The sequence below is a fragment of the Nocardioides plantarum genome (assembly GCF_006346395.1).
Lineage (GTDB): Bacteria > Actinomycetota > Actinomycetes > Propionibacteriales > Nocardioidaceae > Nocardioides > Nocardioides plantarum.
Map to the genome: position 1 here is coordinate 152,429 of NZ_VDMS01000002.1, position 13,670 is coordinate 166,098.

Here is a 13,670-nt window from a genome sequence, read left to right on the forward strand (position 1 = left end):
CTGTTCAGCCTTCGACGAGCGGGGTGGCGAGCAGGCGGTCGCGTGAGGCCTCGCCACGGGTGCGGAGGTCGGCGAGGTCGGGATGGGTGAGGTGGCCGTTCCACTTCGCGGCCTTGCCGGCGACCAGGACGGTCTCGACGTTGCCGGGGTGCCCGGCGCCGACGATGGAGGCGGCGATGTCGCTGCTGGGGACGGTGGTGAACTGGTCCAGGCGGAACACGATCAGGTCGGCGTCCTTGCCGACGGTGAGGCTGCCGGTGCGGTCAGCGAGGCCAGAGGCCTTGGCGCCGGCGATGGTGGCGAACTCGAGGAGGTCGCGGGGAGTGAAGGCGGGGAGGTCGGCGTATGCCTCGGGCTGCATGGTGATGCCCAGGCCGTGGGCGGTGAGGGCGGAGCGCATGACGTTGAACATGTCGCCGGCCACGGTGGCCTCGGTGTCGATGGACAGGCTGGGGCGGATGCCGTGCGCGAGAAGGCGTCCGGTCGCGGGTGCGCCCAGGCCCGGCAGGACGGCCTCGATGGCGGCGGAGACCGAGGCGTGCGCCCCGCTGTCGGCGAGCATCCTGAGTTCCTCGTCGTCAGAGGTGCAGCAGTGGATGAACAGCAGGTCCTCCCCGAGCAGGCCGGCTTCGCCCAGGGAGCCGATACCCCGGAACTCAGGGCCCCAGGGTCCGTTGCCGACGTGCATGCTCGACCGAACGCCCAGCTCACGGGCGAGTGCGAGGTCCTGGGCGGTCACTTCGGTCGTGGAGAGCTCGGGCCCACGAAGCATTGCCTGCAAGGTGACCCGGGCGGTGTCGTCGGGCAGCAGTTGCTGGCGGACGCGGCGGATGTCGTTGGGGTGGGTGGCCTCGCCGCGCAGCATCCACTTGTTGGAGTCGATCGAGGGCCAGCCATAGGCGAACACCCCGCGAATGCCGGAGTCCTGGAGTGCGGCGACGGCCTGGTCGGAATGATCGGGGCTGTTCTGGATGTGGGACTCGTCGCGCAGCGTGGTGATCCCCGCGTCGAGTGCGCCGAGGGCGCCGATGATGTTGCCGACGTAGACATCGTCGGGTGTGTACTCGGGGCCCCACGTGAGCTGGATGTGCTGGCGGTAGGCGCCGAAGTCCCAGCCAATGCCGGTCTGACGGACCGCACCCTGCCATGTGTGGCGGTGGGTGTCGACGAACCCGGGCAGGACCGCGCGGTCGGTGCCGTCGATCACGGTGACGCCGCCGGTGTCCGCGCTGCCGAGATCGGGGCCGATGGCGGCGATCTTGCCGTTGCGGATCAAGACGTCGCCGACGAGCTCGCCGAACTCAGGGTCTTGGGTCAGCAGGTGGGCACCCCTGATGAGGATGTCGCCTGTCGGGGCCGTGTCATTGGTGCTGGCGCTCTGCTGCGTCGTCATCGGGTTCCTCCTGCGGGAGCGTGCTCGTCGGTCGAGTGGTCGGGGTTCGGCTGGCCGGCGAGGTCGTCGGCGTGGCCCTCGGCAGTGGGTGCATGGCTGGTGGTGTGGAGGCGGTCGGCAAACCAGTCCGCGACCAGGGTGTGCTTCTCGTGGGAGTGGTTGTAGATGCAGTGGTCGCCGTCGGGCCACTCGCGCCAGGTCTTGTCGGTGCTGGCGGCCTGGTCGTACAAGGCTCGGGCGTTGGCGACGAGGAACACCTGGTCCGGGGTGCCATGCAGGACTAACAGGGGGCATCGGAGGTCGTTGAGAGTGTCGGCGCCGAGTGTGTAGGTCTCCATGGCGCTGACGGCCGCGGCGTCCTCGTCGATGCCGAGCAGGGGTCGGACCTTGGCGGTAAACCGGGGGTATCGCTGGAGAATCTCGGCGGGCCGGACGGTTCCGCCGTTGACGCAGCACGCGGCGATCCGTGGGTCGGCCGCAGCGACGGCGGCGGCGAGGAAACCGCCCATGGAGTTGCCCCAGATACCGATGGGCCCGGTGAGGCGCGGGTCTGACTGGAGCCGGTCGAGCACGGCAGCGAAGGCGCTGGTGAAGTCTGGGGTAAGGACCAGGCCGCCGAACAGCCGGGACTCACCCTGTCCGGGACCGTCGAGCAGGAGCGTGGCGACCCCCCGTTGGTGGAGGTAGGTGGCGCCGACGTGGTACTCCTCACGCCAGCCGTCGAAGCCGCCAAAGATCACCACCACCGGGACTGTGCGCGCCACTGTTCCGCTCGCGGGCAGGGTCAGCCAGCCGCCGAGCTGGCCGTCCTGTCGGTCGTCGTGGTGGGCGATGTGCCAGTGCTCGACGGGTGGCTCGTTCAAGGCGCCGGCGGCGCCGTAGGCGTTCATCATGTCGGTGAACAGGTCGCGCTTGCGGTCACCATCCTCTAGCACCACTTGAGCGACGCGGAAGCAGGCCGAGGCGGCCAACCACCACGACCGGGCGGTGATGTCGTGCCCGGCCGCGGCGGCCTCGTTGGCTCGGTCGAGGTTCACCCTCCCGAGCCGTTCGGCGGCGTCCTGCCACTCGACCCCGTCGTCGACCGCGGCGTAGAGCGCGACGACGTCGGCGTAGTCCATGCCGTTGCCGGTGAGGCGTTGAAGCGGCATGGCGCGCTTGTGGGCCTCTGCGGCCGCCTTCCACGGCGGCTCGGGGTTGTCCTGGGTGTCACTCACCTGTGGTCACTCCTCGGGTGTCCTGGCATTGCGCTCGTGCGCCGCGCCCGTCGTGCGGTGCCCTGCGGGCGCCTTGGGCCGCATCGGTCCGTGGTGCGGTCCGGGTCAGTGCGCCGCAGTCGGCTCCCCGGCACCAGACACCACGGTCCCGTTTGCGCCGGCTCCGGTGCTGCCGCTACCGGCGAGTGCCGCACGCAGGTCGGAGACGAGCGCGTTGACGTCCACGGCGTCCGCGGCGGACCCGTACAACCAGAAGTCCGGGCGGGCCAGGACCGCGGCACGGCCGTGCTCGCCGAACCAACCGGCGTAGGTGCCCTCAGCATCGACGACCGCGCCGGCGTCGTCGGTGCTGCTGGAGACGACGGCGGTGACGATCGCGCCGAGGGTCTCGAGGTAGGCCCGGTTGTCGTCGGTGAGCCCAGAGAGGACCGCGGGGTCGGTGACGATGAGCTGGAAGCCTCGACCGACGACGTCGTCGAAGAGGCCGGTACGTCCGTCGACCCTGACCTGCCCCTGGACCGCGGGCGCGCCGGCCAGCGGGTCGGCTTCACGGGCGAATGCCGTGTAGCCCCCCGGGATGGTCGGAGGTGGCATGAGGCTCGGGTCCTGCTGGACGGCCTTGAGGAACCCGTCGCGCTCGTCGGCGGCGGCCGGATCGGTGATGATGCACGGCAGTCCGATCTCGCGGGAGAAGTCAGTCCAGCCCTGCATGTTGGGCTTGCGGTCGCCCTCGTAGGAGTCCAGGACGGTCGGCTCGGCCAGGCCGCGCAGGACTAGGTCGAGGCGCCAGGTCAGGGCCGAGGCGTCGCGCAGGCCGTTGCACATGCCCTCGCCGGCGAAGGGCCACAGGATGTGAGCGGCGTCGCCGACGAGGAAGATGCGGCCGCGGCTCCACTCGTCGGTCATGGACTCGCGGAACTGGTAGACGGGGTGGCGCAGGACCTCGACGTCCTCCGGCGTGACCCAGGGCTCGAGGAGCTCCCAGACCCGGTCGAGGGTGAAGTCCTCGGCCTTCTCCCCGGGCAGCAGGGTGAACTCCCAGCGGCGGTGGGTCTTGCCGAGCTGGAACAGGCATCCAGGGCGCTCGGGGTCGGCGAACTGACCGTTGTCGAACGCGAAATCCAGCTCGTGCTTCTGGACGGTGTCGATGACCAGCTGCAGCGGGCCGACGTTGCCGGGGGTGGTGGTGATGCCGAGCTGGCTGCGGACGAAGGAGTTGTCGCCGTCGGCGGCGATCGCGTAGGCCGCGCGCACGGTGCGCTCTTCGTCGGTCTTGCGATCGCGGTACGTGACCACGACGCCGTCGGCGTCCTGGTCGATCTCGACGACCTCGTGGTTCATGTGGACCTCGACGTTGTCCAGGGAGGTGGCCCGGTGGTTCAGGGCCATCTCGAGGTTGTTCTGGTAGAAGATCCAGTGGCCGCGGTGACCGTGGGGACCGATGGTGGACCAGTCCAGGCTCATCAGCAGCTCGCCACCGAACGCCTTGTTCCGCATGTCGTACAGCTCCCACGCGACGGCGTCCTCGCGGAACTCCTCGCCGGCGCCGACACGGTCGAGGGTGCGCATGATCTCGTCGTCGATGTGGCCGGCACGAGACAGGCCGTAGAGCTGCGGGTGACGCTCGAGCGCGATCACGCTGTGCCCGGCTTGACCCAGCTGCAGGCTGGCCATCTGCCCGCAGGGCCCGTAGCCGATGACCACGACGTCGTACTGGTCCATCCGAGGACTCCTTCGTTTCGGACAACCGTCCGCAGAGCGGCGGTTCTTGGTGACAACCCCACACTCTGTGACCACCGACACGTGGTCAAGGTCCCGCGAGTGACCGAACCAACAATCTGGACATTCGTCCGCAGAGCGGACAGACTGGCTAGACCGCTACGTCGACCGAGGAGCCCCCATGCCGCGCCGCGACAGCAACCCAAACTTCGTCGAGGCGGTCGCCCGTGGCCTCGACCTCATCACGGCCTTCGAGCCCGGCCGCTCCGGGATGACCCTTGCCGAGCTGGCCACCAGTGCCGGCCTACCCCGCCCGACCGCGTCACGCATCCTCTACACGCTGGAGGCACTCGGCTACGTCCGCTCCTCCAGCGCCGGCTACACCCTGACGCCGCGGGTTCTCGAGCTCGGAATGACCTACGTCCAGCAGGTCGACATGTGGGACGTCGCCCGACCCAGGCTCCAGGAGCTCGTTGCCCGCACCGGCGAGTCGAGCTCGATCGCGGAGCTCGACGGCTCCGACATCGTCTATGTCGCCCGCGTCGCGGTCCCCAAGCTCATCGCGCTGGTCGTCCGCATCGGCACCAAGTTCCCGGCAGCACCGACGTCCATGGGCAAGGTGCTGCTCGCCGGCCTGACCGATGACCAGGTCGCCGCGGCGTTGAGCGAGCCGTCACGATCCGGGATCGACCCTCGGTGGAAGCCGGACCTACCGGAGCTGCTCGAGGTGCTGGGCGAGGTACGGGCCCAAGGCTGGTCCCTGACCGACGAGCATCTCGCTCCCGGCATCCGCTCGATCGCCGCCCCACTGCGCGACGGCTCCGGCGCCGTCCGCGCGGCTCTCAACGTGACCGTGCACGCCGCCGAGACCTCCACCGACGTCCTGCTCGGAGAGCATCTGCCCAAACTGCTCGCCACCGCATCCAAGGTCAGCGCCGACTGGGCCCGCCGCGATGCGATCCCCTACGCCCCGGTCGAGGCCTGACCCGACCACGCGACCCGCCCCTGCCCACAGTCCCTCGTCGTACGACGAGACCTGGGGCACCAGGGGGTGAGGACGTGTGTCAGTCGAGGTAGTCGCGCAGCACCTGCGAGCGGCTCGGGTGGCGCAGCTTCGACATCGTCTTGGACTCGATCTGGCGGATCCGCTCGCGGGTCACGCCGTAGACCTTGCCGATCTCGTCGAGGGTCTTGGGCTGGCCGTCGGTGAGGCCGAAGCGCATGGAGACCACGCCGGCCTCGCGCTCGGACAGGGTGTCGAGGACCGCGTGCAGCTGCTCCTGCAGGAGCGTGAACGACACGGCGTCGGCCGGGACGATCGCCTCGGAGTCCTCGATGAGGTCACCGAACTCGGAGTCGCCGTCCTCGCCGAGGGGCGTGTGCAGCGAGATGGGCTCGCGGCCGTACTTCTGGACCTCGATGACCTTCTCGGGGGTCATGTCGAGCTCCTTGGCGAGCTCTTCGGGCGTGGGCTCGCGGCCGAGGTCCTGGAGCATCTGGCGCTGGACCCGGGCGAGCTTGTTGATGACCTCGACCATGTGCACCGGGATGCGGATGGTGCGGGCCTGGTCGGCCATGGCGCGGGTGATGGCCTGACGGATCCACCAGGTCGCGTAGGTCGAGAACTTGTAGCCCTTGGTGTAGTCGAACTTCTCGACCGCACGGATGAGACCGAGGTTGCCCTCCTGGATGAGGTCGAGGAACAGCATGCCGCGGCCGGTGTAGCGCTTGGCCAGCGACACCACGAGCCGCAGGTTGGCCTCGAGCAGGTGGTTCTTGGCGCGTCGACCGTCCTCGGAGATCCACTCGAGCTCCTCGTGGACCTTGGCCGACAGCTTGCCGCCCTTGGCGAGCTTCTCCTCGGAGAACAGCCCGGCCTCGATGCGCTTGGCGAGCTCGACCTCCATCTCGGCGTTGAGGAGCGGCACCTTGCCGATCTGCTTGAGGTAGTCCTTGACCGGGTCGGCGGTGGCGCCGGCGACCATGACCTGCTGGGCCGGCTCGTCGGTCTCGTCGGCGGACGAGACGACGAAGCTGGAGGTCGCGGTGGCCTCCTCCTCCGCCTCCTTGATGGAGGGGTCGGCGACGACGTCCTTCTCGAACTGGTCGTCGGGCAGGTCGGGCAGCACCTTCTTGCCGTCGGGCCCGATGGCCTCGGCCGTGGCCGGGGCTGCGGCCTTCTTCGCCGCGGCCTTCTTGGCCGGCGCGGCCTTCTTGGCGGGCGCGGCCTTCTTGGCCGGTGCGGTCGCAGGCTCGGCCGGCTCGGCAGGCGCGGTCGTCGCGGCCGCCTTCTTGGCCGGCGTGGCCTTCTTGGCGGCGGCCGTGGCGGTCTTGCGGGTGCCGGTCGTGGCGGCGGCGGCCCGGGCGTCGGCGGGCAGCTCGACGCTCAGGCCGAGCCCGCTGAGGTGCGCGAGCAGCGACTTGAGGTGCCGAGGCTCGACGCCGGCCTCATCGCTGGCGCGGCGTACCTGGTCGGGGCTGAACGCCCCGGTCGGCGCGGCCTGCTCGATGAGCTGGACGACGGCGGGGTGCGCGAGCACCTCGGTGGGGATCTTGCGTGCGTTCGAGGACACGAACACCTCTCGTCAGGCAGGTTGTGGCACGGGCATGTTGTGCTGCGTCATGGTTCGGGGCGCGACAAAGACCGCTGTCGTCAAGAGCCGCTGTGCTCATCCTGCCACGAGCCTGGTGATGCTCCGACCACAGGTCGGCTCCCGCCCACCGACGGGTCGGACCGACAGGCTAGGCGGTGGCTGCCTTGGCGGCGGCCTTCTTCTCCTTCTTGAAGTCGCGCACCTTCTGCAGGCTGGCCGGATCGACGACGTCGGCGACCGACCGGTAGCCCTCGAGGCTGTAGTCACCGGCCACCTTCTCCCAGCCCTCGAGGCGCACGTCGAGCTGCTTGGCCAGCAGGGCCACGAAGATCTTGGCCTTCTGGACCCCGAACCCGGGCAGCGCCTGGAGCCGCTTGCCGAGGTCCTTGCCGTCGGCGGCCTCGGTCCAGATGCGCTCGGCGTGGCCGTCGTACTGCTCGACGACGATGCGGGCCAGCTCCTGCAGCCGCGCGGCCATCGAGCCCGGGAAGCGGTGGATGGCCGGCGTGGTCGAGCAGAGCGCGGCGAACTCGTCGGGGTCCGCGGCCGCGATCCGGTGCGGGTCGAAGGAGCCCAGGCGCTCGGCGACCTTGGCCGGGCCGCGGAAGGCGTGCTCCATGGGGTACTGCTGGTCGAGCATCATGCCGATCAGCAGCGCGAAGCTGTTGTCGGTGAGGATCTGGTCGGCCGTCTCGTCGCCGGTGATGCGGACGGGGTGCGCGCTCATGACCTCATCCTGCCGCACGATCCGGCGCGCCCCCGGCGTGCCTAGGCTGAGGTGATGGAGACGATCTCGCTGCCCGACGGCCGGCTGCTCGACCTCGACCCGGGCCCCGGCGACCCGGCCCTACCGACCGTGGTGGCCCACCACGGCACCCCCGGGGCGGGCACCCGGGACCGGCACCTCGACGCGGTGGCGGCCGCCGCCGGGGTGCGGGTCGTGACGTTCTCGCGGGCCGGCTACGGCGGCTCCACCCGTCACCGCGGACGCACCGTGGCCGACGTGGCCGCCGACGTGGAGGCGCTGCTCGACCACCTGGGAGTCGCGACGTGCGCGACGATGGGTGCCTCCGGCGGGGGGCCGCACGCGCTGGCCACGGCGGCCCTGCTGCCCGATCGCGTGACCGGGGTCCTCTGCATCGCCGGCGTCGGTCCGTGGGGCGAGCCCGACCTCGACTTCATGACCGGGATGGGCGAGGACAACGTCGAGGAGTTCGGCCTCGCGTTGGCCGGCGAGGACGACGTCCGGCCGTGGCTCGAGGAGCAGGCCGCAGCCATGCGGGGGACGACGCCCGCGCAGCTCGTGGAGTCGATGGCCTCGATCCTTCCCGAGGTCGACCGGGCAGCCGTGCTGGGCGCCCGGGGCGTCCAGCTGGGCGAGGACCTCGTGGCCTCGTTCGCCGAGGCGCTGCGCCCGGGCGTCGACGGGTGGCTCGACGACGACCTCGCCTTCACACGACCGTGGGGGTTCGACCTCGACGGCCTCGTCTCGCGAAAGGTGCCGACGTTCGTCTGGCAGGGCGAGGTCGACCTCATGGTGCCGCCGAGCCACGGCCGGTGGCTGGCTGCCCGCCTGACCCACGCCAGCAGTCACCTGCTGCCGGACGAGGGTCACCTGTCGATCTCGCTCGGTCACCTCGAGCAGATGATCGCCGACCTCGCGGCGACGATCAGGCCCTGACGATCTGACGATCAGGCCTTGACGGCCAGCACCGGGCAGTGGGCGTCGAGCAGCACGCGCTGGGCGTTGGAGCCGAGGATCAGCTTGCCGACGGGGGTACGGCGCCGCAGCCCGATCACGATGAGCTCGGCGTCCTGGGCCTCGGCGACGCTGACCAGGTCCTCGGCGGCCTCGAAGCCACGCACGAGCTGGCGCACCTCGTAGGTCACGCCGGACGCGTCGAGCTTGGCGCGGACCGCCGCCAGGTCGGGCTCGGGCTCGTCCCCGCGGGCGCGGTGGGAGTGCACGACGACGAGCTCGGAGCCACGCAGGCGTGCCTCCTCGATGGCCTTGTCGAGGGCGGCATCTCCCTCGGGCTTCGGCACGTATCCCACAACCACGGTCGACATGTGTCGCAGGTTACCGTGACCGGGCGCCGGTGACCTGTGGAGAACCGCCGGGACTGTCCGGCGGGCTCGGGCAGAGTGGTCGGCATGGACCCGCCCACGCAGGCAGCGCAGCGGCCCCACCCGGGCCCCGCGTCGCCACGCAGCGCCATCACCGAGCCCGTCGACCGGCGGCTGCTCGCGCTGCTGCGGCGCGCCGTGCTCGAGCACGTGGGCCAGGAGCGGCGCCGCGTCCACCCGCCGGTGGTGCACGTCGGGGTGCCCGGGGGCGTGACCGCGGCGCTGACCCTGGGCGACCAGGGGCTCGACCACGCGTTGCGCACCGACGTGCTCGAGGCGATGGTGCGGCAGACGCAGGTCGCGGGGTCGCCCACCCTCGTCTGGCTGAGCCGCAGCGGTGCGCGCGAGACCCGTGACGTCGACCTCGCCTGGCTGACCGCGGCCCGCGCCGCCGCGGCCGAGCTCGGCCGGGCGCTGCCGATGGTCGTGGTCACGCGACGCAGCTGGCTCGACCCGTCGACCGGGGTCTACCGGGACTGGCTGCGACTGCGCGCGTGACGCCCGCTGCGCGGGTGCCGGGGGGTGGGGGGTCGGTCAGGACCAGGTGTGCACGGGCTCGTTGGTGTGCATGCGCTCGCGGTAGTCGAGCAGCGTGGTGCGCAGCGCGTCGAACCGGTCCTGGCCGCGGCGCTGGTCCATCTCGCGCGCGAACCACTCGGCTCCGTTGGTGCCGAGCAGGCAGCGCTGCTCGATGATGCCGAGGAGCCGGTCGCGGGTGGCGGTCTCGACGCCCCAGGCGGCCAGGCCCTCGTGGGCCATCGGCAGCAGGCGGCGCAGCACCAGCTCGGTGGCGCGGGCCTGGCCGACCCCCGGCCAGTAGACCTGGGCGTCGATGCCGTGCTGGGCCGCGACGTGGAAGTTCTCCTCGGCGGCGCTGAACGACATCTGCGACCAGAGCGGGCGCTCGCTCTCGGCGAGCGCGCGCACGAGCCCGAAGTAGAACGCCGCGTTGGCCATCGTGTCGGCGACCGTCGGGCCGGCGGCCAGGACCCGGTTCTCGACGCGGAGGTGCGGGACCCGCGCGTCCGGCGGACCGGTGACGTCGTAGACCGGCCGGTTCCACCGGTAGATCGTGCCGTTGTGCAGGCGCAGCTCGGGCAGCTCGGGCGTGCCGCCGGCCTCGAGCACGGCCAACGGGTCCTCGTCGTCGGTGATCGGCAGCAGCGCCGAGAAGTAGCGGACGTTCTCCTCGAACAGGTCGAAGACCGAGGTGATCCAGCGCTCGCCGAACCAGACGCGCGGCCGCACGCCCTGGGCCTTGAGCTCCTCGCTGCGGGTGTCGGTGGCCTGCTCGAACAGGGGGATCCTGGTCTCGCGCCAGAGCTGGCGGCCCAGCAGGTAGGGCGAGTTGGCCCCGACGGCGAGCTGGATCGCCGAGATCGCCTGGGAGGCGTTCCAGTACGACGCGAAGTGGTCGGGCGCCGTCTGCACGTGGAGCTGGGTGCTCGTGCAGGCCGCCTCGGGCAGGATCGAGTCCGACGTGGTGTCGAGCCGGTCGGCGCCGCTGATCGTGATGGCGAGGTCCTCGCCCCGGGCGTCGAGGATCTGCTCGCTCAGCAGCTTGTAGCGCGGGTTGGCGCTGATGGAGTGCAGCCCCATGTGCCCCTCGGCGAGCGTCGGCAGGATGCCGATCATCACCAGGTGCGCGCCGACCTCGGCGGACTTGGTCTCGGCATCGTTGAGACTGCGGCGCAGGTCGGCCTCGAACCGCTCCAGGCCGCGCTCGCGCAGCTTGGCCGGGGGCACGTTGATCTCGATGTTGAACTGGCCCAGCTCGGTCTGGAAGTCGGGATCGGCGATCGCCTCGAGCGCCTCGGCGTTCTTCAGCGCCGGGTCGCCGACCTCGTCGACCAGGTTGAGCTCGACCTCGAGCCCGGTCATCGGGTCGTCGGTGTCGAACGCCGCCTCGCGCAGCATCCGGGCGAACACGTCGAGGCAGCGGCGTACCTTCTCGCGGTGCCGGGTGCGGTCGGCGGGAGTGAACTCCTGGAGGTCGACCTCTTCGCCCATGACGCGAACCTACTGCCCCGCGGCCCTCGGCGAGTCGCACTCGCGGGTGGACTCAACCGGTCTCGAGGCCCTCGAGCCCCTCCCTCCAGTCGAACCCGTCGACCATCACCGACGGCGGGACGGCGCGCTCGAGCGCCTCGGCGATCAGCGCGGACAGCCCGTAGGCGGGGTCGACGTCGTCGCAGCGGTCGAGCGCGCACCACGCCAGCGCCCCGTCACCGGACTGCCAGGCCGCCCAGGCCAGGAGGGCCGCGGCGGCCGGGCGGAGCTCGCGCGGCGAGCGGCGCAGCACGTCGGCGAAGAAGGCGACCGCCGGGCGCGCCCGAGCCCGGGTGATCGCCGACCAGGCGGCGTCGCGGACGCGCAGCACCTGCATCGAGCACAGCAGCCGGGCGACGTCGGCGTCGCTCGGCGCCGCGGCCGGGGCGGGCGAGGTCGCAGCGAGGTGGCGCGCGACGAGCGCCTGCGCCCAGGTGCCCTCGGCGAGCTGGGCCGAGGGCGCATCGAGCGCACCCGGCCGGGTCGCGAGCCCCGCCACCGCCCGCTCGACGCGCGCGACGGCCGCGGCGTCCGGCTCCAGGGAGGTGGCCAGGTCGTCCCGGGAGCGGTGCAGGACCCGGCCGTCGAGGACGGCCTGGGCCAGGAACGGGTGGGCAGCCAGCCGCACCGGGTCGAACGGGACCGCCTCGGGCTCGTCCTCGCCGGCCCGGTCGGACGTGGCGAGAAGCGACCGCCACCGGTCGTCGCCGACCGCCAGTGCCTCGACCACCGTGATGCGATGGCGTCGCAACGCGGCTCGCAGGGCACGCCAGGCCGCCTGCACGCGGTCGGCGTCCGCGGAGTAGAGGAGCAGGACCACCCGGCCCACGCGGTGGTGGACCGCCGGCGCGGCCAGGGTCGCGGCCAGCTCGGGCATCGCATCGGGGTCGACGGGCAGGTCGACGCGCGCGTGGAACGGGTGCGCGGCGTCGAAGGTGAGCATCACGACCGACTCGGTCGGCCAGAACCCGAGCACGACCGCGGCGGCGGCCAGCAGGTCCTCGGGCGACCGGGCGGTCAGGCGGGTGGGCGGCGTGGGCGGGTTCGTCGAGTTCGTCATGGGACGACCGTTCCCGGCGGCACGGACACCCGACGCGGTGACCGGCCGGGGCTGTGGACATCGGTCGTGGACCCGGCGGTTGTGGTCGACTCCCGGTCAATTCCACAGGCCGGAAGCAGGTAGTTTCACCAGGTGCGGAAGCAGGCGTCGGTGCTCCACCTCGACCTCGATGCCTTCTTCGCCTCGGTCGAGCAGCGCGACAAGCCCTCGCTGCGCGGCAAGCCCGTCGTCGTCGGCGGGGTCGGCGGGCGTGGGGTCGTGGCCACGGCGTCCTACGAGGCCCGCCGGTACGGCGTCCGGTCGGCCATGTCCACCCGCGAGGCCCGGTCGCGGTGCCCGCACGCCGCCTTCCTGACCGGCCGCTTCCACGCCTACCGCGAGGCCAGCGACGTCGTGATGCGCCTGCTGCGCGAGGTCTCGCCGCTGGTCGAGCCGCTCTCGCTCGACGAGGCCTTCGTCGACCTCGAGCGCGCCGGGCTGCCCGACCTCGAGGTCGCCACCGTGACGGCGTACGCCGCCGACCTGCGCGAGCGGGTGGCCGTGGCGACCGGGGGGCTGACCGCGTCGATCGGCCTGGGCACCTCGAAGTTCATCGCCAAGGTCGCCAGCGACCTGGAGAAGCCCGACGCCCTGGTCGTGGTGCCGCCGGGCACCGAGCGCGACCTGCTCCGGCCGATGAGCGTGTCGGTCATCCCCGGCGTGGGTCCGGTCACCGCCGAGCGGCTGCGCCGCGCCGGCATCCAGACGGTCGCCGACCTCGAGGCCGTCGACCTCGCTGAGCTGCTGCGCCTGGTGGGCCAGGCCCAGGGCACCGGCCTGCACGCGCTGGCCCGGGCCCACGACGACCGGCCCGTCGTCGCCGAGCGGGAGGCCAAGTCGGTGAGCAGCGAGGGCACCTACGAGACCGACCTGACCGACCGCCGGCTGATGGAGGGCCTGCTGACACGCCAGGCCGGCGAGGTCGCGGCCCGCCTGCGCAAGCACGGCCTGTCGGGACGCACGGTGACGATCAAGGTGCGCCTGCACGACTTCACGACCCTCAACCGCTCCACGACGCTGCCCGAGCCCACCGACAGCACCGCGACGGTCGCCCGGCTGGCCCGCGCGCTGCTGACCGACCTCGACACCTCCGGCGGCGTCCGGCTCCTCGGGGTCGGGGTGTCCGGGCTGGCCGACTGGATCCAGGACGACCTGTTCGGCGAGTCCTCGGACACCGACGGCGCCGACGGCGCGCCGGAGGAGGACGAGGTCCTCGGCGTCGACGCCGTCGAGGCAGGTGTCAAGGCGCGACGCTCGGTCTACGCCCCCGGCCAGGACGTCGAGCACGACGAGATGGGTCGCGGCTGGGTGTGGGGCTCGGGGCGCGGGGTGGTGACGGTGCGCTTCGAGACCGCCGGCACGCCGCCGGGCCCGGTCCGGTCCTACGCGCTCGACGAGCCCGCCCTGCGCCCGTGGCGGCCGGCCGAGCCCACCGAAAACGACATGCCGGCGGCCGACCCACCCGCGTAGCG

The 13,670-nt window shown here is 71.9% G+C and carries 12 protein-coding genes; 4 read left to right on the plus strand and 8 right to left on the minus strand.

The genetic code is table 11. The annotated features are described in order from the left end of the window. Nucleotides 1-4 precede the first annotated feature (4 nt). From FJQ56_RS12765 to FJQ56_RS12775, 3 genes are all read right to left on the minus strand, one after another. Nucleotides 5-1,393, minus strand: a complete 1,389-nt coding sequence (locus FJQ56_RS12765) for an amidohydrolase family protein (RefSeq protein ID WP_140009960.1) — start codon at nt 1,391-1,393, stop codon at nt 5-7. Next, a complete protein-coding gene (locus FJQ56_RS12770) occupies nt 1,390-2,610 on the minus strand; it encodes an alpha/beta hydrolase family protein (RefSeq protein WP_140009961.1) in 1,221 nt (406 codons plus the stop codon). The genes FJQ56_RS12765 and FJQ56_RS12770 overlap by 4 nt, the downstream gene beginning before the upstream one ends. Before the next feature lie 105 nt (nt 2,611-2,715). Further along, entirely contained in the window at nt 2,716-4,332 is a 1,617-nt protein-coding gene (locus tag FJQ56_RS12775; RefSeq protein WP_140009962.1) for a bifunctional 3-(3-hydroxy-phenyl)propionate/3-hydroxycinnamic acid hydroxylase, read from the minus strand. A 178-nt stretch (nt 4,333-4,510) separates the two neighbouring features. Between FJQ56_RS12775 and FJQ56_RS12780 the strand changes: the two genes are divergently transcribed. Further along, nucleotides 4,511-5,314: an IclR family transcriptional regulator domain-containing protein gene (locus FJQ56_RS12780; protein WP_140009963.1), complete on the plus strand. Its 804-nt coding sequence runs from the start codon at nt 4,511-4,513 to the stop codon at nt 5,312-5,314. Nucleotides 5,315-5,393: 79 nt separating this feature from the next. Here the strand turns inward: FJQ56_RS12780 and FJQ56_RS12785 are convergent, their stop codons facing one another. Beyond that, entirely contained in the window at nt 5,394-6,908 is a 1,515-nt protein-coding gene (locus FJQ56_RS12785) for an RNA polymerase sigma factor (RefSeq protein ID WP_140009964.1), read from the minus strand. 163 nt (nt 6,909-7,071) lie between these two features. Beyond that, nucleotides 7,072-7,650 carry an HhH-GPD-type base excision DNA repair protein gene (locus FJQ56_RS12790; RefSeq protein ID WP_140009965.1) on the minus strand — a complete coding sequence of 193 codons (579 nt, stop codon included), beginning with the start codon at nt 7,648-7,650 and terminating at the stop codon, nt 7,072-7,074. Between the two features lie 54 nt (nt 7,651-7,704). Between FJQ56_RS12790 and FJQ56_RS12795 the strand changes: the two genes are divergently transcribed. Then, a complete protein-coding gene (locus tag FJQ56_RS12795; protein ID WP_140009966.1) occupies nt 7,705-8,604 on the plus strand; it encodes an alpha/beta fold hydrolase in 900 nt (299 codons plus the stop codon). An 11-nt stretch (nt 8,605-8,615) separates the two neighbouring features. Here the strand turns inward: FJQ56_RS12795 and FJQ56_RS12800 are convergent, their stop codons facing one another. Continuing rightward, nucleotides 8,616-8,993 (minus strand): universal stress protein, encoded by a 378-nt coding sequence (locus FJQ56_RS12800; protein ID WP_140009967.1) that lies wholly within the window; start codon nt 8,991-8,993, stop codon nt 8,616-8,618. An 84-nt stretch (nt 8,994-9,077) separates the two neighbouring features. Here FJQ56_RS12800 and FJQ56_RS12805 point away from each other — a divergent pair, with 84 nt between their 5' ends. Beyond that, on the plus strand, nt 9,078-9,548 hold the full coding sequence (locus FJQ56_RS12805; protein WP_246084137.1) for a hypothetical protein: 471 nt from the start codon (nt 9,078-9,080) through the stop codon (nt 9,546-9,548). Between the two features lie 36 nt (nt 9,549-9,584). Here FJQ56_RS12805 and FJQ56_RS12810 read toward each other — a convergent pair whose 3' ends face one another. Together FJQ56_RS12810 and FJQ56_RS12815 are read right to left on the minus strand one after the other, a co-directional pair. Continuing rightward, nucleotides 9,585-11,060: a glutamate-cysteine ligase family protein gene (locus FJQ56_RS12810; protein WP_140009968.1), complete on the minus strand. Its 1,476-nt coding sequence runs from the start codon at nt 11,058-11,060 to the stop codon at nt 9,585-9,587. A 52-nt stretch (nt 11,061-11,112) separates the two neighbouring features. Then, complete coding sequence (locus FJQ56_RS12815; protein WP_140009969.1) at nt 11,113-12,159, minus strand: DUF4192 domain-containing protein; 1,047 nt, start codon at nt 12,157-12,159, stop codon at nt 11,113-11,115. A gap of 132 nt (nt 12,160-12,291) precedes the next feature. Between FJQ56_RS12815 and FJQ56_RS12820 the strand changes: the two genes are divergently transcribed. Beyond that, the gene (locus FJQ56_RS12820; protein ID WP_140009970.1) at nt 12,292-13,668 is read left to right on the plus strand and encodes a DNA polymerase IV; all 1,377 of its coding nucleotides are present in this window, start codon (nt 12,292-12,294) and stop codon (nt 13,666-13,668) included. Nucleotides 13,669-13,670 lie beyond the last annotated feature (2 nt).

Excerpts from the sequence above, each read along its gene's own strand:
- FJQ56_RS12805 (WP_246084137.1), top strand. The coding sequence starts at position 9,078 with ATGGACCCGCCCACGCAGGCAGCGCAGCGGCCCCACCCGGGCCCCGCG.
- FJQ56_RS12775 (WP_140009962.1), bottom strand. The coding sequence starts at position 4,332 with ATGGACCAGTACGACGTCGTGGTCATCGGCTACGGGCCCTGCGGGCAG.
- FJQ56_RS12800 (WP_140009967.1), bottom strand. The coding sequence starts at position 8,993 with ATGTCGACCGTGGTTGTGGGATACGTGCCGAAGCCCGAGGGAGATGCC.
- FJQ56_RS12815 (WP_140009969.1), bottom strand. The coding sequence starts at position 12,159 with ATGACGAACTCGACGAACCCGCCCACGCCGCCCACCCGCCTGACCGCC.
- FJQ56_RS12780 (WP_140009963.1), top strand. The coding sequence starts at position 4,511 with ATGCCGCGCCGCGACAGCAACCCAAACTTCGTCGAGGCGGTCGCCCGT.
- FJQ56_RS12790 (WP_140009965.1), bottom strand. The coding sequence starts at position 7,650 with ATGAGCGCGCACCCCGTCCGCATCACCGGCGACGAGACGGCCGACCAG.
- FJQ56_RS12765 (WP_140009960.1), bottom strand. The coding sequence starts at position 1,393 with ATGACGACGCAGCAGAGCGCCAGCACCAATGACACGGCCCCGACAGGC.
- FJQ56_RS12795 (WP_140009966.1), top strand. The coding sequence starts at position 7,705 with ATGGAGACGATCTCGCTGCCCGACGGCCGGCTGCTCGACCTCGACCCG.
- FJQ56_RS12810 (WP_140009968.1), bottom strand. The coding sequence starts at position 11,060 with ATGGGCGAAGAGGTCGACCTCCAGGAGTTCACTCCCGCCGACCGCACC.